Genomic DNA, 19,498 nt, shown 5'->3' with positions numbered 1-19,498 from the left:
AAATTATTTGCGCACTGCTAGAGCATATTGAAACGTAGGCAAAAGCAAGTAAGTAGCAAAGCAGTAAATGCAAGCAACGCAAGCAAACGCTATAGCTTCAAATTATCAACCACAACTTGTGCAAGTCGAGCGCAAACTTCATCTGCTTGAGCCTGCGTTGCTGCCTCACACATAACGCGCACAAGCGGCTCAGTACCACTTGGGCGAAGAAGTACGCGACCGGTATCTCCCAAAAGCTTAGATTCTTTCTCCACCGCGGCAAGCACGGCTGCGTTAGTTTTGGAAGCCATTTTGTCTACATTTGGCACATTTACTAAGCATTGTGGCAATTGCGGGAAGTCAGCTGCCATTTGAGAAAGCTTCTTGCCGGAGCGCACAACTTCACGGCACAAAGTTAAAGCAGTAAGAGTGCCATCGCCGGTGGTTGCAAATTCACGATTAATAACGTGACCAGACTGCTCACCACCGAGTGAATAATCATGCTTCAGCATTTCTTCCAAAACGTAACGATCGCCGACGTTTGTCTGAACAGTTGCAATGCCCATATCTTTAAGAGCAAGCTTTAAGCCAAGATTGCTCATCACGGTTACAACAAGCGTATCGTGATTCAGCTTACCTTCAGCCTGCTTAGCACGTGCAAGAATACCCATAATTTGATCGCCATTAACCATATTGCCGTTCTCGTCAACAGCTAAGCAACGGTCGGCGTCACCGTCAAAAGCCACGCCTAAATCAGCCTGAGAAGCTTTAACCATGGCTTGCAACTGCTCAGGATGAGTCGAGCCTGCGTGATCGTTAATATTGTAGCCGTCAGGAGAAGCGTTAATTACGATTACTTCCGCGCCGGCACGGCGAAGAGCTTCAGGAGCAACAACGGAAGTAGCACCGTTCGCACAATCCGCTACGACGCGCAAACCTGCAAGCGGCTTTGGACGTGTAGTTGAATCTTTACTCAAAGGCGCAACAGCAGAAACCAAGTGATCAATATACAGGTTTGTTGCGGTAGTAGTATCGTGGCTGACTCGACCAACACCAGCGCCGGTTGGACGCTCCCAATCTTGACCAAGCACAGCCTCAATCTCATCTTCCTTGCTATCTGGAAGCTTAAAACCGCCACGAGCGAAGAATTTAATGCCGTTATCTGGCATCGGATTATGAGATGCGGAAATAACAGCACCCATTTCAACGTTTAGTACGGAAGTTAAAAATGCAACGCCAGGAGTTGGGATAATTCCGGCATCAATAACATCAAAACCGCCGGCGCTCATGCCTGCAGCGAGCGCAGAAGCTAGAAAATCGCCAGAAACGCGCGTATCTCTGCCAATAAGTGCGCGACGACGAGCGTGAGTTGTATGTTCTTCGCGAGCAGATACTTGGGATGTAGTAGATGCATGCTTATCTCCAAGAACACGCACTGCTGCATCGCCTAAATCTAGTGCAAGCTGAGCAGTTAAATCGCGATTAGCTAAACCGCGTACACCGTCAGTACCAAACATATTTGGCATAATAAAGCCTCTTTCGCAAAAATCACTTCACTTTGCGCGCAAGCAAACAACATCGCTACTGGCGCGTCACACACTGTTTGCCATCTTACTCGTAGTATTACATAACGCGCTAGCGCTTTGACAAAGCGAGCTTTTGTGCGAGCTTACATACACACTCACTAAGTACACAAACACGAGAAAACCACCTCACATTCGGAGCACTACAATAAGTTTCACACTCCTGTAGCTTTGCAGTAATGCTTCTGCTAACGCTGCTAGTGAAACTTTGCAGTAATGCTCTGCTGACGTTACTTGTGAAGCTTTGCAGTAATGCTTCTGCGAACATCGATTCTGTAGCTTTGCAGTCATGCTTTGCTAACGTTGATTCTGTAGCTTTGCAGTCATGCTCTGCTAACGTTGATTCTATGGCTTTGCAGTAATGCTTCTGCGAACGTTGCTTGTGTAGCTTTGCAGTCATGCTCTGCTGACGTTGATTCTGTAGCTTTGCAGTCATGCTCTGCTGACGTTGATTCTGTAGCTTTGCAGTCATGCTTCTGCGAACATCGATTCTGTAGCTTTGCAGTCATGCTTCTGCGAACATCGATTCTGTAGCTTTGCAGTCATGCTCTGCTAACGTTGCTTGTGAAGCTTTGCAGTCATGCTTTGCTAACGTTGAGTACTTGTTGATTCATGGAACTTTAACAGTATTGCTCTGCAGACGTTGAGTATTTATTGATTAGAGAACACTAGCGTCATTGCTGCCGCACACACCACGCCAAGTACTCTTACCACACCACAGAACACTAGCGGTTTTACTAGTAGTGAGGGGTGGGTGTTGCTTGGTCGAGCAATATAAAAGCGGAACGATAGTAATAATCTTGATGATGAATAACTATTTCCGCAAAAAAGTAAGCAAAAAACTAAACTTAACTAAACAACCGCTAAGTCCAAGTAAGGTATAAGAGCGGAGCGCTGCGAGACAAGTAACACCCACCACTCACAGCCACATATATAAACCCGCCAGCCAAACGCCACATTAAACAAAAAACTCGCGCCACATTAAGCAAGAATTTTCATGCTCAATGCAGCGCGAAAGCAGGACATCGCACTAACGCAAGGAAGCGTTGTAGTGCTGCACTTTAAGCGTGCGGCGAGAAGAATCAAGACTGCCAAGCACCATGCGGCGCAAAGCCTGATCCGCATCAGCATGAGCCTCAAGCCACTTTTCACCATGCTCAACCAGCTCGTCTACATCTGCATAATTTGGATACAAGCCTTCAATCAGAGCCTCAGCCATGTGGAATGTACGATTCTTCCAAATCCACTCAACTTCCGCAAAGTAGCGTTCAACATAAGGCTTAACCAAATCGCCTTTAGCTGTGCTTGCAAAACCAGCAACAACAGCACCCATTTGCATATTAGTCAAATCGAGATTACGCAAAGCCTGTTCAAAAGCCCAATCCTTAGCTTCTGCAGTTGAGCGAGCTGCACGAGCCTGATATGCATACTCACGATTCTCAGTCGTGTCGCGCTTTTGAAGTTCCGCGTCAATTCCAGCTTCATCCAAAGCGTTCACACCTGCGAGCGCAATCAAAATGCTCCAACGCAAGTCGTTGTCGATTTCCAAGCCTTCCAAGCTTACGGAACCGTCAAGCAATCCGTTAGCTACGCGCACAAACTCGGCATCTCCAACTTCGCCGTATCCAAGATAAGCCTTAACGAGCTGGAATTGCTCGTCGGAACCTGCAGAAGCCGCCAAAGCCAACTGCCACAATTCGTGAGCTACATGCTTTGCAACTTCTGCTTGACGCTCTGGAACCACGTAGTGGCTTGCAGTTACCTTTACTTGACCAAGAGCATAGCGGAAAGTAGTTGATTCGCGCTCTGTTGCCAAGGCCTTAAGGCTGAGTTCCACGAAGCGTTCTGCTGGGAATTCTGCGTCGCGAGTCATATCCCACAATGCGAGCCAAATAAGCGAGCGCGTCAAAGAATCCTTGAAACGATACAAGTTTTCTGCAGCAAACTCAAGCGACTTTTCGTCGAAACGTAGCTTCGTGTAAGTCAAGTCGTCGTCGTTTACGAGAATAAGCGCAGGCATTTTTTCGCCGCGAGCTTCCGCAACTTCCGTCACTTCGCCGTCAACGTCGAGTTCGATTCGCTTTGTGCGCTTAATTTCGCCAGTTGCTTCGTCCACATTGTAGAAGCCAACAGCCAAGCGATGCGCGCGAAGAACAGGATGCTCAACTGGTGCGCTCTGACGCAAACGCAAAGAAGCAATAGTGCCGTCGCCAGCCTCTTCAACTTCCGTAGAAATCGTATTAATTCCAGCTTTTTCAAGCCATTGCGCACTCCACGCCTTCAGATCGCGGCCGCTGGTAAGCTCTAACTCGTGCAACAAATCAGCCAAAGTAGCGTTGCTATACGCATGCTTGCTTAAATAATTGTGGATTCCTTCAAAGAACTTTTCGCGACCAACGTACGCCACAAGTTGCTTCAATACGGAAGCGCCCTTTGCGTAAGTGATGCCGTCGAAATTGACGGAAGTGTCGTTCAAATCGTTGATTGGAGCCACGATTGGGTGCGTTGTTGGAAGCTGATCTTGATTAAGCGCCCAGCTTTTTTCGCCAGAATTGAAAGTGCTCCAAGCGTCGTGCCATTCTGTTGCTTCTGCCGTTGCAAGCGTAGACGTAAACTCGGCAAAAGACTCGTTAAGCCACAAATCATTCCACCACTTCATGGTTACGTAGTCGCCGAACCACATGTGTGCAAGCTCGTGCAAAACGGTTACAACACGGCGCTCAGCATAAGCGTCCGTAACTTTGGATTCAAACACGTACTGGTCTCGAATGGTAACCATACCAATGTTTTCCATAGCGCCAGCGTTGTATTCTGGCACGTAAATCTGATCGTACTTTGCGTACGGATACGGCACTCCCCAAGTCTTAGCGTAGAAAGCAAAGCCTTTCTTCGTAATATCAAACAAGTAGTCAACATCTTTTGCAAAAGCGTCTTTAAGTGCTTGACGGCAGTACATTGCCATTGGCACTACGCGACCGTCTTCGTTTTGGTATTCCGTATGCCATCCAGCGTAAGGGCCTGCGCAAATTGCAGTTAAGTAAGAGCTCATCTTTGGCGTTGGCTCAAACACCCAGCGCTTCATGCCTTCTACAGCGCCATTTTCTAAAGTGCCTGCTTCAGTTTCGCGGCCTTCAATCGCAGTTTCGCTGGCTACTGGCATGTTTGAAGTCACAATCCAGCTTTCTGGAGCATCAACCGTAAAGTCAAAAACAGCCTTTAAATCTGGCTGATCAAACACAGCATAAACGCGGCGCGCATCCGGAACCTCAAATTGAGTATACAAGTAAACATTACCGTCGGAAGGATCAACGCTTCTGTGCAAACCTTCGCCTGTGTTGGAATACTGGCAGTTTGCTACCACTTCTACAGTATTGTGTTCAAGAAGATTTTCGAGCGTGATTCGGCTATCTGCAAAAACTTGAGAAACGTCAAGAGCAGTACCATTTAACACCACGGATTCCACGCTGTTTGCGATCAGATCAAGGAAGCTTGTGCTACCAGCTTTAGCGTCGAACTCAATTTTTGTGCGCGAAGTAAAATCGCGTCCACCTTTGCCTAAATCAAGCGCAACATCGTAATGAATTGGCATTTGAATCGCGTCAAAACGCTCTTGAGCTTCTACGCGAGTCAGATTTGCTCCTGGCATATTTTGTACCTTCCTTATATTTTTCTTATTTTTGGTTATATTTACGATTACTTTCAGCTATTTGCAAATATTTGCGAATATTTTTCTTTATTTTGATTATATTTTATATTTGATAATTGCCGATTATCGTTAATTATTGCCGATTATCGTTGATTATCGTTAATAATTGTTGATTATCGTTGATCGTTTTCTGCAATATCCGCAACTACCGGCACAAGCATTGGCTTCCTGCGCAAAGCGCGAGCAACCCAACTACCCAAAGTGCGTCGCATAATCTGCTGCAACTTATGAGTATCGTGCTCACCATGCATCATTGCGTCTTGTAGCTGTTCCACAATTTGGTGACGAACCTTCTCAAAATCAGCCTCGTCTTCAGCAACAGCATTCAAGAAGATCTTTGGCCCGGAAACTACGTCTGCATGCTCAGTATCGACTACTACAAAGCTTGAAACGAAACCTTCTGTGCCCAAAATTCTGCGCTTTTCAAGCTCTTCATCAGTAAGCTCACCCACAGAATCACCGTCAACATATACGTAACCACAGGGCACAGAGCCTACCACTGCAGCGTTCCCGTGATACAAATCAACCACATCGCCGTCTTCTGCCAAAACAACATTCTTCGGATCCACACCAGTTTTTACAGCAATCAAACCGTTTGCAACCAAGTGACGATGCTCGCCGTGAATTGGCATAGCGCACTTTGGTTTCACAATGTTATACAAGTACAACAGCTCACCCTCGTTGCAGTGACCAGACACGTGAATAGCAGCATTATCTTTATTGATTACACGCGCACCCAACTGCACAAGCTTATTAATAACCTTATAAACTTCGTGCTCATTTCCTGGAATAAGCGAACTTGCAAGAATAACAGTATCAAATTCGTTGATAGTAATATCGCGGTGACTGCCGTCAGCAATACGCCCAAGCGCTGCCATTGGCTCACCTTGCGAACCAGTGCACATGTACACGAGCTTGTCGTCTTGAATATCTTTTGCTTGTTTTAAGTCAACAACCGTATTTTCAGGAATATGCAAGTAGCCAAGATCCGCCGCAATCGACATATTTCGTACCATGGAACGCCCAACAAACACGACTTTACGCCCAAACTTATGCGCAGCGTCAACCACTTGTTGCACACGATGCACGTGACTTGAGAAGCTAGCAACAATAATTTTGCGCGTAGCTTCAGCAAAAGCGCGATCCAAAGCCGGACCAATCGAAGTTTCAGGCTTCACAAATCCCGGAACTTCAGCATTAGTGGAATCAGCCATCAGCAAATCAATACCCTGCTCGCCTAAGCGCCCAAATTCCACCAAATCGGTGATTCGATGGTCAAGAGGAAGCTGGTCAAGCTTAATATCGCCAGTATCAATCAAAGTTCCAGCAGGCGTTTTAACGCACACAGCGAGCGCATCTGGAATCGAGTGCGTTACAGTAATAAATTCAAGATTAAACGGACCGACTTTCATCTTATCGCGGCCTTCAACGCGAGTCAGTTTCGGTTCAATATGATGCTCCTGGCATTTCGCTTCCACGAAGGCAAGAGTAAGCTTAGAGCCAATCAGCGGAATATCCGGACGCATTTTAAGAAGATATGGCACACCACCAATATGATCTTCGTGACCGTGCGTCAAAACTAACGCTTCAACTTTATCAAGACGATCTTGAATATAGTGGAAATCAGGAAGAATCAAATCAACACCTGGTTGTTCTTCTTCCGGAAACAGCACGCCGCAATCAATAAGCAAAATATGACCGTTATACTCAATCACGTTCATATTGCGGCCAATTTCGCCCAAACCACCAAGAGGCACAATGCGCATTGAGCCTTTACGATACTTCGGCGGTGCAATAAGCGCACCTTCACGCTGATCGTTTACTACTGGCGGCAGAACATTACCAGTTTTATTGGTTTTATTGGTTTTAGTAGTTTTATTGGTTTTATTAGTTTTACGAGTTTGGCTAGTTGATGTATTCACTTTTGTAGACTTTTTTTCTTTTGTAGGTTTCACAAATTGAGTTTTTTGAGTTTTTTGAGTTGATTGAGCGGATTTTTTATTGTTTACGGATACTGATGCGATTGAAGCATCCGAAGATGTTATATCCACTTTTTTCTTCATTTTTTTCATTGGCTGCGAAATTTGTTGGGATGATTCCGACAATTCTTTACTACGAACAGCACTGGTAATATTTGCATCAGAACTAACACCTAATGCTTCGCGCACCACTTCAGCAAGAATTTCTTCAGTACGCTCATCATATTCTGTTGTCATATCCATCTCACTACACTTGCGCAACTGCACACACTTCTTTTTATTATACCGTTAGGACTCAACTCACGCTCGCGACGACCTGCTTTCGCGCTTAGAGCGTAGCGCGCGAAAGTAACTTGGAGCGTGAGCTTGCTCAAGGTTGAAAGCACAGTGTGCTTTCAACGCAAGCTCAGTAGCGAGCGCGTTACCCGCGCGAGCGTTAGCGTTGTTGCGGAACATTTGCCGCGAGATTCCAACATTCCCTTTACATGCTTGTAAAGAAACTATCGCTTCCCGAGCACCATCACAATAAACCAGCCAAACGCAGCTATAGGAATTGCAACCAACGTAGACATCCACGGTACCATCATGCCGCCGTGCGCATTCCATGCGTCGATAGCAGCACCTGCAGCCATCGAACCAAGCGATGCACCTACTGCAGAAGCAGTTGGCAGCCACGAAAGCCCTTCCGTAAGCGATTCTTCAGGCACAGTTGCTTTCACAATAAGATTTCCAGTTGCGAAAATTGGCGAAACGCAAAGCCCCGAAAGTACTTCAAAAACGCTCATAAGCATAAGCCTGTCGATATTCAAGCTCATAAGCACGTAACCAATAGTCAGCACAGTTAAGAACACAATAAGATGCGACCAGTTAGATCCGCGGAATTTGTGCGAGCCGAAAATGATGGCTCCCACAAGCGATCCGCACGCAAATAACGCCAACTGCATGCCAATAAAATGTTCAAGCCCTTGCGATTTCATGGCAGCCGTCACCGACACATCAAACGCACTAAAGCTCATATTAAACACAACGAACATAAGTACGAGTGGAATAATGCCACGATAAAGCAACACGTTTTTATTACGCTTTTTTGCACGATGATTATGTAATTGTTGAAGACTAAATTTGTCAATAAACTTGCGCTTAGCATTTTGTTGTTGCGATTCTGATTCAACTGCAGAGATTTCGTTTTCTTTTTGAGATGCAATCATAACGTCTACATCTTCAGATGCAGCCGTTGGCACTTCCACAATCTTCAGCACAGCAGGCTGGGTATTTTTAAGCGAGAAGAACCATGCTCCACCTAGTCCGCTAGCTAAAACCGGCACAAATAATTGCGAAACTGGATGTACGGAAGTAGCCAGCCACGCGGCCAAAATAGGGCCTAGAATAAACACAATCTCATCAATGCCAGATTCCAGCGCATACGCCACGTTGAGCAGCGAATCGTCCTCTTCCGCGCGCAGAGTGTAGGCCCAGCGCGTACGTACAAGCGCACCAAACGCAAACTGCGTCACACCCATCGCAATTGCTAGCACAAACAACAGTGCAAGCGGAACTCGCACCAACGCCGCTATAGCAAAAGAAAGCATTGCAATAACCTGCGCTGTGAGTGCAATAACACCAACTTTTCGTTGACCAAATCTGTCAAAAAGTTTTGCATACACTGGCGTTACTGCAGCTTGTGCAAGTACATAGGATGCAGCCATTGCTCCAGCTACAGTCCAATTGTTATACAAGTGGTTGAGCGCCAACACAATTCCCAAACCAATCATTGACATTGGCAAACGAGCGATTGCCCCCGAGATACAAAACGCTTTAGCACCACTTAATGAAAACAGTCTAGAATATTGCGACAACGCTGAAGGTTTTTTCACTGCCGTGCTAGACTTTGCTGCCGTTTGAGACGACATAAATATTATTACTCCTTTTTAAACTTTCCCCAACTGTTATTGTTACATTTGCCAATAAGCTCGCAAATAAATCCGCAAATAAACTTACGCATAAGTTTACAAATTAAACTTCTCGAAGTTACGTTTACGCTCTCGTTTGAGAGCGCGCATTCGCTACTTTTGCTCGCTTTGAACGAATCATTGGCTCACCTGAGTAAATATACAAGTCATCAACCAAAGATTTCATGTTTTTTGCTTCATATGAATGATCTTTGCGCAACCATGAAGCATCTTTTCTCAGCCCGTGATAATCGTAAAAACTCACATCGCAAGCTGAATCTGTGTGCAAATAGTAGCGATTTACACCATTATTTCTTAACAAATGCATGGTGCGCTTCCACAAGCCGCCGCCGACACCATGCCCACGAGCATCTGGAGATACGAGAAACAGCTCAAGTTCTGCTTGCGTAAGATTATTAATATGCGATGTTGCTTCAAGTTTTGTTTCCAAGGCGCGCATACCGTGAGCTTCTTCTAAGGCAAGCGCATAATTTTTGTCACCTTGAGCTTTCATAGCAGAATCTTGCTCATGAAGCATTTGACTTACTTCTGGGAACAAAACTGGAGCGTCGAAAACGCGCGCCAACAGCAATCCCATAAACTTTCCGTCGAGTTCAGCAATAGTACCATGCGTTGAAGGTTTCAAATAGTGCAACACACAGCGACGAGAAAGACTTAGTGACGCATCTTTTCCAACTTGTTGTGCAATACCCCAGGTACGTTCGTATTCTTTTACGATTGCATCAATATCGCTAAGTTTTACAGGACGGAACTCTACGTTCATAATTCTGATTCTTCCTTACTTCATACTCAAATCGATGTTGTGCGTATGCCCGCCCACACACACTGCACGAGAAAACTGCACGTTATCGAAGTGATGCACGATGCGTTTCAATCGCGGCGCAATATAGTTGCAGCAAATTGATTGCAATAGCAACGTTTATGCGTCATCATCTTCGAGGGAAATGAACGTGTCAGAATGTAGCTCGGCAAGGATTTCATCTTTTGTTTTTGCTTCGGCATGAACTTCACGTTGGTTTTCATCCGATATGTTCACATAATAAAGGGTGGCATCGATAGCCTCGAGCGGAGCATTCGTCATAAGACTGAGTAACAGACGATACCAGTCAAGCTGACCGAGTTTAAGAGCAATATCTTGTGGATCGCTTGGCTTACGCCCGGTTTTCCAGTCGACTACGGTATACAGTTTGGTAGAATCGTTCGGATCTAAACCACCTGCAAACACAGCATCGAGTTTTCCATTAATAATTTGCGCACCTAATTCTGGCACGTGTGCAACAATAGGCTGCTCTGCTGCAAGCGGGCGACGATACGCCCATCGTGAAGTAACGAGACGCTGCTTCCAAGTTAGTAACTTACGCTCAATTGATGGTTCAGCTTGCGTAGTTTTTTCGGTTTGAGCAAGTTTCTCAGAAATATTGTCGTTATTATTGAGTTTATTAGATAAATTATTCAGTTGATTAACTAAATTTTTCTGTGCAGACGTAAGATCTGAAAGTTTCACGCCTTGTTTCACAATAATCGGCCAATATTCACTCGACGCAACATCATTCGCAACGTCAGCAACATCAGCGACATCAGTTACGTCAGCAACGTTCAAAGACGCATATTGCACGCAGCCAGCATTGACAAACTGCTCAGCCCACGCGTGGAATCGTGTACCTAAATCTGAAGCAGGAGAAGCTGTACGCGGAATAGGACGAATAATTGCCATCCATTCACGTCGCAAACGCTTTGTTTCTTGAGATTCTGAAACGTTAGTATTGTCAGCATCAGTCGCATGGAACATTGCTCTGCGCTGTACAGCTGTAACATTCACATTTTCAATATTTGAAAGCTGATCTGCTTGATGTGCTAAAGCGTGAATATCACGATACCAGTCAACATGCGGCATTAAATCTGCATCTTGCAACAATGCTTCAGCGCGCGAACATAGTGAATTTTCGGCAGACTTGTCACTTTCTGCAGACTTGTCAGTTGCACCAATTTCACCAATCTCAGCAATTTCAGAATATTCAGCAGACTTATTAAGCGCATCTCGCACATATTCACTTGACGCACTCGGCCACGCTAATAGCTGCTTGTTATTTTCACTCGGAATTTCGCTAGGCTCGCTTAATAATTCAGCAAACTGAGAAGCAGAATCACCAACCACATAACCAACTTCATCTGAACCAGCTTTTACTGTAGCAACAGATTCGCTAGATTCTTGCATTGCTTGACACACTTCAGTCCAAAAAACAGAAGGCTTTTTTGAACGCGAAGATGAAGTATGAGAAGCAGAAGAAGCAAAACCTGCAGCAGCACTAGCAGCAACACTAGCAGCACCGTCTTTGCTATCTTCCCCCTTAGTATCCACTGTCATAGCACTTGACTGACTGCACGTAAGCAGAGCCGCAAATTTCGCTCGCGTCAAAGCCACATACATAAGATGCCTCTCATCAACGTGCAAAGCTCGACCGCGCTCCTCTACTTGTGAAAGAGGCAGCGTTCCAGTTTTCATCGCAGCATCGTACATTTGACGCACTTCCGCAGGAATTGCTCCTTCTGGAACATCTTCGCGCTCGTAGAATTTTTCGGCTACATCAAGCAATGCTTGCGCGCGAGAACCGTAGATTTCAGCATCGATTTTCTCAACAGTTTCCATATTTTTTAAGGATTCTTGCGGATTCATACTGACACTCAAATCTGCATTGTGAGGAAATCGCGGCAAAATATCCGCGTCAACTCGCATTGGTACAGGAACTTTTGAAGCAATTTCAAGAGTTGCGTACGCACTTTCACAATACACGCCATCCTGCTTGGTTTGCTTTACGCGCAAACCATCTCCCTGACTACTTGGGAAAGCACTTTCGTTAAGACCAACTATTGCAACGGCAGGCCATTCCAAACCCTTCGACTGATGAATTGTCATCAAAACCACATCTGCAGGTTCGTCGACCGACGCAGGCTGATCGTTCAACTTGTCAATATTTTGAATCCAAGCCATAAATCCGCGCAAGGTAGGCTGCGTAAAATCACTCATTTCTTGCAAATACGCGTCCACAAGTGAAAGCATTGCGTCAAGCGTGCTGTGCATATCGTTAAGAAGCGTAGAACTACTTGAATTTTCGTTCATAAGCGCGCGCGAAACAGCTACGTCAATATCAATATTAAGCGCTTCGATTGCTGTACGCACAATATCATGCAAACTTCCAGATTGTGCTCGTTCTACAGCATCAAGAACATTGCCTGCGCGAAGGATTGCGGCATAAGCCTTCTTGCTGAGCATATTTTTAAGATGATTCAGCGTTTCTTTCGTAGAATTTTTTGCAAATAACCTTGCACGAAACGCTTCAAGCAGCACATCCGCAATAAACACTCCGCCGTGAACACTATTCGTTTGAGCACCTTGAGACTGCTGATCACGCACAAGTTTCACCCAAGATGCGCGCGGAGCTTGAGCATCCACTAAACCAGCTTGAGCTAAAGCATGGAACACGTATTCAACGTTTTCATCAGTTGCAACACTTGCCAAAACCTTCAAATCGTCCGTACTCAGCGCAAATCGGGGCGTAGCAAGAAGTCGCATTAATGCAGAAGTATTCGTATGATCTGCAGCAACAGAAAGTAGTGCAAGAACGTCTTGCACTTCCGGCTTCTCAAGAAGAGCAGAATATCCAACAGTGAGAGTACGCAAACCTGCTTTTTGCAAGGCTTCTTCGTATAGCGCAATATTGGTTTTGCTGCGGAAAAGCACAGCAACGCGCGCTTGAGAGTTGGAAGCGCCAATATTGTCGTTTTGTGCTAAAGCATGTTGTTTTACATGTTTTACAAAGCGCACAACAGCTTCAATTTCTTGATATTGCGTAGGCATATTGAGCACACTAATACTGCCTCGTGGCGCATTTTCAAGATATTGAAGATTGCTGACTTCCACTTCCGAAGCTAACGAACTGCTTTTACGAAGAGGAGGCACGCGCAAAGGTTTTGTAATAGCGTTTGCTGCTTGCAAAATAAGCTGGGCATTTCTACGCGTTTGAGTAAGCGAAAACTCGCTTGATTGGTCAATATGAAGCGCTTGCTGAAGCTTTCTAAAAGCACCCGAGCTTGCTCCTCTGAATGAGTAAATTGCTTGGAACGGATCTCCGACTGCTGCAATATGCGTTTGCTGAGATTCATACGAGTTACTATTTGCACAGTTTTCATTATGATTGTTATTGTTCTCGTTACGCTCGCTACGTTCGTTATGAAAGAGCGTTGCAATCAGCATTGCTTGCGTTGTGGAAGTATCTTGATACTCGTCCAACAAAACTTGACTGTACTGCCTTCGATATTGCGCCGCAATCGAAGGAAAATGCGTTACCAAACGGTATGCAGCAATCGTAAAATCGCTGAATTGTGCCATATTTGTACTTTGCTTTGCTGCATCAAAAGCTAACACTAAATCGAGCAAAACTGCACGCTTTTTAGCAGCTTCAAATAATGTATTGCAAGAATCGTAACACGTATTTTTTAGCGCAATATTCAGGTATTCTACGTATTCTTTTCCGTAATTTTCACATTTTTTGAAATATTTTTCGTCTGATTCGGTTTTTCCGCGGCGCAATTTAATAGCGCTCGGCTTTTTGGGAATAATTTCTGTAGTTTCAGCTGAACTCAGCGCTTGTTGCAAATGCTCAATCCACGCATTATTCCACTTTTGAATTTCTCGAACAGCCAACGAAGTGCTGTCACAAGACTCGCCTTTACTATTCAACCCAATCATTGAGCAAGAAATATCTGCAGCGAGCGCAAGAACATCATCAACAAGCGCATCGAATTTATACCATTGCACAACTTCCGGATGCTTATCAACATACTCGTTGACTAGCGGCTTCATTAATTCGCGCGCGCCAGCATCGCTAAGAGGCTGCGTATTGTGATCGAAACCAACTAGCAAACCATATTGCCGCACAATTGACTGGAAGAATGCGTCGTATGTCATTACTTCTGGCTTCAAAAATGCGTTTGAATATGGCGCATTCACGCTGCTTTGTTTACCTACGTTTGCGTGTTGACTAACAGCTTGCGCAACTCTTGCCAACAATTCCGACGCAGCTTTATTCGTAAACGTAAGCCCTAGAATACTTTCTGGAGCAACACCGCGGTCAATAAGATCAATAACGCGACGCGTCATAGTATAGGTTTTTCCACTGCCGGCTCCAGCAACAATAATCATATTCTTATTTGCTGGTGCCGTAATTGCTGCAGACTGTTCTGCACTATCCGTATTGTTGCGAGGAGATTTTGCATGAACGGCATCTTTGCGAAAAGCTTTTTCGCGCAAAGCTTTGTTATTCATTTCATCAATCATGATTGACGCACCTCATATACGGTATCTATGCGACCTGCGCATGCTGGGCAGACTTGTTTTGCACGGCAATATTTCAAATGTTCCGAAGTTGGACGCGCAATAATTTGCTGAGAACAAACTGCGGCAGCAGCGTAGAAAACGCGAGAAATCATAGTAAGCGACCATTTTGCAGTTTCACTTAAGCAACGGAATGACTGCCACGCTTGCTCACTTACACCTTTCGGGCATGTTTTCATAATTTCTTCTAATTGTGGACAATCCAACAATCTCGACATTGTTTTGAATCCAGCACGAGTTTCAAGCGGCTGATTATTCAAAGCTTGAGCAATGCAAAGTGGAGGCTGATACAAGTTTTCTGCAACACTGTGGTCTTGCGCCGGGTAATCATTGTCAACGACATGAAATAGTACACTTCTTGCAATTGTTGGTGCGTTAGCAGCGGAAATAAGCGGATTTTCGTCTGCAAAAAGTAAAGCAAGCTGGTAGCAAACTAACTGCAAATCATTAAAAACTCCTGTTGCAGAGGGAACTTTTCCGGTTTTATAGTCAAGTAAGCGAATATTTTCGGAGCCGTCAGCATTTTTTCGCTTTTCAAGTCGATCAATTCTGCCGTGAATATGCAATTGCAAATCCTCGCACGCACCATCCGGCCAGCCTCCCACTAAAGCGCCCATAAGCCCAAAAGCATCATGCTTACTCACCGTCTGCAAATTTGCGGCTGTCAGCGTGTTATTAAGAACGCGCGTAATGTCATCAAAACCAAAATGAGCACTTGTTGGCATCTCACAATACGCCTGAGCAAGTTTCCCAATGCTACTTTCTAAAGATTTTTCGCTTGGCGTAAGCAATTCAAGAACACCATCATCCGACTTTTTTGCGTCAAGTCGGTAGGTTGACTGATCGAAAGATGTGACAAAATATTGCGCAATCGTATGAAGAGCACGACTTATATTCGACTGCCTAGAAAGTGCAGAATATCGCTCTTTTATATCTCGAATATCGGCAAGTTCGGGAGCAATACTTGCGTAATACTGTTCCATATGATTTGCGATTGAGTTGATACGAGAAACTTGAGATGCGTACGGAGAGGAATCTGCAGAGTGAGTTGTAGAAGCCGGTTTGGAAGAAGATGCTGAAGCAGCCTCATCAACCGCAGTATCATCAGCAGAAGTCTCGTCAACCACAGTCTCGTCAACAGCAGTCTCATCAACAGCAGTTTCCGGCATATCGTAATGCTGATCTTCACTCGCCCACCTTGCAGTTTCGTGAATTAACGTACCAAAATATGTTGCAGCACTTCCCGGCTGAGGGCCTGCAAGCTGGCGATTCAACAATCCACACACTGGGCAAGCCCATAAACTATCTACTGCGGAAGGCGACAGGCTCACTATAACGCTATTATTTTTCGTAACTGCATTTTCTACAGAAACATTTTCTGTAGAAACATTTTCTATAGAAGTATTTCCTGTAGAAGTATTTCCTGTAATTTCGCTCATAAAATCCCATTGCGCAGTATGAGCACAATCAACTCCAGATTCTCGCAATAATCGCAATGCTTGAACCGCGTCTAAAACTCCGCTACTTTCATTCGCAGTATCGCAAGTATTCTTGCCTACAGCTTCTCGCACAAGTTTTGCACGCGCAGCACAAACCAATCCGCGAACATCCATATCTAAGCCAGCAAAAGGAATTGTAAAATCAGTAAAAGGCGTGCGCGAATGTTCGTTGTTATAGTAACGCTCAGGCAAATAATAGTAAAGAAAATCGCTTGGAACAGCACTATCGCTGTACTGCGCACTCATATACAAACTTTCAGTCGCACGAGTAATAGCAAGCAAAAAACTACGCTGTTCACCAGCAAAAACTACAGATTTGTCATTAGCAGCAAGAAGTTGCAAAGATACAGGCAATAATAATTGCGATTGCTCTGCTTGATTACTGTCACCATGCTGCTGGTTCATAGTACGCTGTTTAGAATCCAACACAATACTTGTCAAACTTTCAGCACCAAACATTGTGCTACGCGAAGCAAGATTTGGCCACACACGCTGCTGCAAAGTCGGCATCCACACAAACCGCCAATGCTTTCCTGCAGCACCAGCAGGAGTAGTGAGTGTTACAGCATCTGGCACAGGAGCCACATGAGCCAGTGAATCTGCCTCAATTTCCATGCCGCGAACTTGAGCTATAAAATCGCTGATATCAGCAGAAACTACCACATCTGTTTCTGCGGAAGCTGAAGAGTCGCGATTATTACGCAAATCAGTTTCAAAACCGTTACTTAACTCATCACTATACGAAGCAACGTAATCAAACAGCCGCATTGCAGCATCTAGGCGATCGTTCGCACGGTAACCATCTCTATTATGTTGCAAAGCCGTACGCTGCCAGCGTTCCGCAACATTGCAAACATTCCAAGCCTCACCAAGAGCATATTGTGCATTGCGCAAATCTGGGTGAGCTGTAAATCGTAACGCCAGTGTTCGCACATTGTTCCAGATTGTAACAAAGGATGCAACATGCGGATTTCGAGGAGCCATATTTTGTAAAAGATGAAGCACAGTTGAATCAGACTGCTGGGAATCAGTATTGCAATGTGCCACATCTGCAACACAAAGAAGATAGCACGCATCTAGCGAAAGTGCGCGCATATCTTCGTTAGTATTGTTATCTAAATTGACAACTACAGTAACATTGGAATCGCCATGAGAGCTGTTATAAGAGGCGTTCTTGAGATTGCTTCTAAATTCATCCCACGAATCCATAAGCTTTCTCAAAGGAATATCGTGATTACGAAGCTCATTATTTTCGTCTTTTTGCTCATCTAAAACCACGGAAAGCGAAGCCAGCGACCGCATCAGCGACTCAACATTTTTAAGTTGCACTGGAGTTTCTAAATCGCAATTACCGTCAGCAGAATTGTTACGAACTATTGACGCAAGTGGACTATCCATAATGTGCTTAACGCAAGATTGCACCCAAGATGCTATATGCTGCAAACTGCTGCCGCGCTGAATTTGCTCTACAACGCAAGCAGTGAAATTCCCAGCAATACAACGTTGTACAAATTGAGCAAGCTCAATAAGAGCAAACAATCCTTGTACGAACGGCTCATCTTTTAACGGGCGAGTTACTGAAGAGTATCGCACTGGAACACCATCTTGGCGAAGCTGCTCGCCAAAAAGACGAACAGTAGCATTGTCGTGCGCAATTAACGCCATATCGCTCCACTTGCGATGATTTTTTACATGCGCGTGCTTCATTTGCCAAATAACAGCGTCTAATTCTTCACGTTGAGAGCGATAAAGTGCAGTATTTACGGTTCCATCCTCATCAAGCCGTAAATGTTCTTGCAAATTTTGAGGATGCTGAAGATTTTGAGGCTGATTTTCGAGTTGATTTTCGAGTTGATTCAGCGATTGCAACGGAAGTGCACCAACAAAAGCAGGCATTTTCCAAGGACGATTCGGCAACGCAACAGTCGTGTTGAATTGCGATATAAGTGAAAGCGAAACACGAGCGGCAAGTAAATCACGCATCGAAGGTGCTTGAGGCTGACGCGCGGAAGAACCAGCGAAACTAGCAGAACTAGCAGAACTAACAGAACTAGCAGAACTAACAGAAGAACTGGAATTATTGACTAAAGAATCAGCAGAAGAATCAGCAGAAGAATCAGCAGAAATCACGTATTGCAATGTTTGCTCAGACGCATGCAATTCATGCAAAGCTGCCGAAATCGCATAATCCGGGTACGCTCCCCTAAAGGTCTGCACGGACTCATCCGGATTAGCAATCAAAACTAAACGCGTACCAAGTTTCGACAATGTTTCTATAAAACTCAAACCAGCAAGCGTAATGTCTTGATAATCATCAATCACAAGCAACACTGGAATCGCCGAATTTGCAGCAACACTTATATCACTGAGCTTGCGTGCAGCTTTTGCACCTTCCACCAAAAGCTGAGAAGCGTCCAAACGGAAGGAACCTTGATACGTATCAGCAAGCATATTGCGATACTCTGAACGTAGTGCAAAAACAAGACGCCACTGAGTGCTACGGCGATCAATCAACACAGACGTTGGCAACATATTTTCAGCTTCTGCATGAGACTTCGCAACATCAAGTGAACGTAGAACAGTCTGCTCATCTGCAGAATCACTCATTCCAAGCTCATCCAAACGCGCAAGCATATCTCGCAATTGATGTATAAACGCGTTACTGACTTCACATTGCGAGCGAGAAGCTGAACTCAAGAATGAATCAGAAGAAGAACTTACAGAAGAACCTACAGCCGAACCCACAGAAGAGTTGGATGCAGCAGCAGAAACTACATCACTATCATTTCCAGCGCAAGTTAAGGGTGCAACCCAAAGCGGCGTACCAAAATAATCTTGGAAAAGCTGACATACTGCACAATCACCATTATCTCCCCTAGAAACATGTTCAATATGTGCGCGCACAACTTTACGAAGAAGGGCATCCTGCTCAGCACCATTAAGAAGCTTAGGATGAGGCTTATGCCGACTGTTGCAATATGCAGAAATAATACGAAAAGCCAGCGAAGCCAACGTGCCAACTGGGCGAGACTGCTCAATCACACCAATTTCGCGAATAATAATATTGTCAATATTCGCAGCCAAATTTCGGTTTTGCACAGCCATTGCGGTAACGCCATGCTGCCAATGATGATAACCGGCGATCATTGCGCGCACAGCAAACTGCGTTTTACCAGTATTCGGAGCACCATAGACGAGTAAGGTGTTAGTTATATTGCCGGAAGAATTGCGCAAAGTACCGTCGAACAACGACTGCAACGATAGTAGAGACTGCGAAAACTGCGAAAACTGCGGAGACTGTAGTGCAGTGCCTTCATGTAACGCAGTGCTGCCAGACGATTTTTGGTGCGCAATATCATCACTCATACGCTTAATTCTAGCAATGAAACA

The 19,498-nt window shown here is 45.0% G+C and carries 8 protein-coding genes; 1 reads left to right on the top strand and 7 read right to left on the bottom strand.

The annotated features are described in order from the left end of the window. Nucleotides 1–89: 89 nt before the first annotated feature. Nucleotides 90–1,505 carry a phosphoglucosamine mutase gene (gene glmM / locus HXT28_RS00500; protein WP_422113480.1) on the bottom strand — a complete coding sequence of 472 codons (1,416 nt, stop codon included), beginning with the start codon at nucleotides 1,503–1,505 and terminating at the stop codon, nucleotides 90–92. 236 nt (nucleotides 1,506–1,741) lie between these two features. Here glmM and HXT28_RS00495 point away from each other — a divergent pair, with 236 nt between their 5' ends. Continuing rightward, nucleotides 1,742–1,924, top strand: coding sequence for a hypothetical protein (locus tag HXT28_RS00495; RefSeq protein WP_422113479.1), 183 nt, complete (start codon nucleotides 1,742–1,744; stop codon nucleotides 1,922–1,924). A gap of 668 nt (nucleotides 1,925–2,592) precedes the next feature. Here HXT28_RS00495 and pepN read toward each other — a convergent pair. From pepN to HXT28_RS00465, 6 genes are all read right to left on the bottom strand, one after another. Continuing rightward, nucleotides 2,593–5,208: an aminopeptidase N gene (gene pepN / locus HXT28_RS00490; protein WP_422113478.1), complete on the bottom strand. Its 2,616-nt coding sequence runs from the start codon at nucleotides 5,206–5,208 to the stop codon at nucleotides 2,593–2,595. A gap of 173 nt (nucleotides 5,209–5,381) precedes the next feature. Then, nucleotides 5,382–7,490 carry a ribonuclease J gene (locus tag HXT28_RS00485; RefSeq protein ID WP_422113477.1) on the bottom strand — a complete coding sequence of 703 codons (2,109 nt, stop codon included), beginning with the start codon at nucleotides 7,488–7,490 and terminating at the stop codon, nucleotides 5,382–5,384. A 257-nt stretch (nucleotides 7,491–7,747) separates the two neighbouring features. Then, nucleotides 7,748–9,157, bottom strand: a complete 1,410-nt coding sequence (locus HXT28_RS00480; RefSeq protein WP_064346844.1) for an MFS transporter — start codon at nucleotides 9,155–9,157, stop codon at nucleotides 7,748–7,750. 124 nt (nucleotides 9,158–9,281) lie between these two features. Beyond that, entirely contained in the window at nucleotides 9,282–9,980 is a 699-nt protein-coding gene (locus HXT28_RS00475; protein WP_016637095.1) for a GNAT family N-acetyltransferase, read from the bottom strand. 156 nt (nucleotides 9,981–10,136) lie between these two features. Continuing rightward, nucleotides 10,137–14,552 (bottom strand): ATP-dependent DNA helicase, encoded by a 4,416-nt coding sequence (locus HXT28_RS00470; RefSeq protein WP_422113476.1) that lies wholly within the window; start codon nucleotides 14,550–14,552, stop codon nucleotides 10,137–10,139. Next, complete coding sequence (locus HXT28_RS00465; protein WP_422113475.1) at nucleotides 14,549–19,474, bottom strand: PD-(D/E)XK nuclease family protein; 4,926 nt, start codon at nucleotides 19,472–19,474, stop codon at nucleotides 14,549–14,551. Before HXT28_RS00465 ends, HXT28_RS00470 begins: the two co-directional genes overlap by 4 nt. Nucleotides 19,475–19,498 lie beyond the last annotated feature (24 nt).

The sequence above is a fragment of the Gardnerella washingtoni genome, assembly GCF_049262705.1.
GTDB classification, from domain to species: domain Bacteria; phylum Actinomycetota; class Actinomycetes; order Actinomycetales; family Bifidobacteriaceae; genus Bifidobacterium; species Bifidobacterium vaginale_D.
This window is presented reverse-complemented; position numbering and strand designations above follow the sequence as displayed.

Excerpts from the sequence above, each read along its gene's own strand:
- HXT28_RS00480 (WP_064346844.1), bottom strand. The coding sequence starts at position 9,157 with ATGTCGTCTCAAACGGCAGCAAAGTCTAGCACGGCAGTGAAAAAACCT.
- HXT28_RS00485 (WP_422113477.1), bottom strand. The coding sequence starts at position 7,490 with ATGGATATGACAACAGAATATGATGAGCGTACTGAAGAAATTCTTGCT.
- HXT28_RS00465 (WP_422113475.1), bottom strand. The coding sequence starts at position 19,474 with ATGAGTGATGATATTGCGCACCAAAAATCGTCTGGCAGCACTGCGTTA.
- glmM (WP_422113480.1), bottom strand. The coding sequence starts at position 1,505 with ATGCCAAATATGTTTGGTACTGACGGTGTACGCGGTTTAGCTAATCGC.
- HXT28_RS00495 (WP_422113479.1), top strand. The coding sequence starts at position 1,742 with ATGCTTCTGCTAACGCTGCTAGTGAAACTTTGCAGTAATGCTCTGCTG.
- pepN (WP_422113478.1), bottom strand. The coding sequence starts at position 5,208 with ATGCCAGGAGCAAATCTGACTCGCGTAGAAGCTCAAGAGCGTTTTGAC.
- HXT28_RS00475 (WP_016637095.1), bottom strand. The coding sequence starts at position 9,980 with ATGAACGTAGAGTTCCGTCCTGTAAAACTTAGCGATATTGATGCAATC.
- HXT28_RS00470 (WP_422113476.1), bottom strand. The coding sequence starts at position 14,552 with ATGATTGATGAAATGAATAACAAAGCTTTGCGCGAAAAAGCTTTTCGC.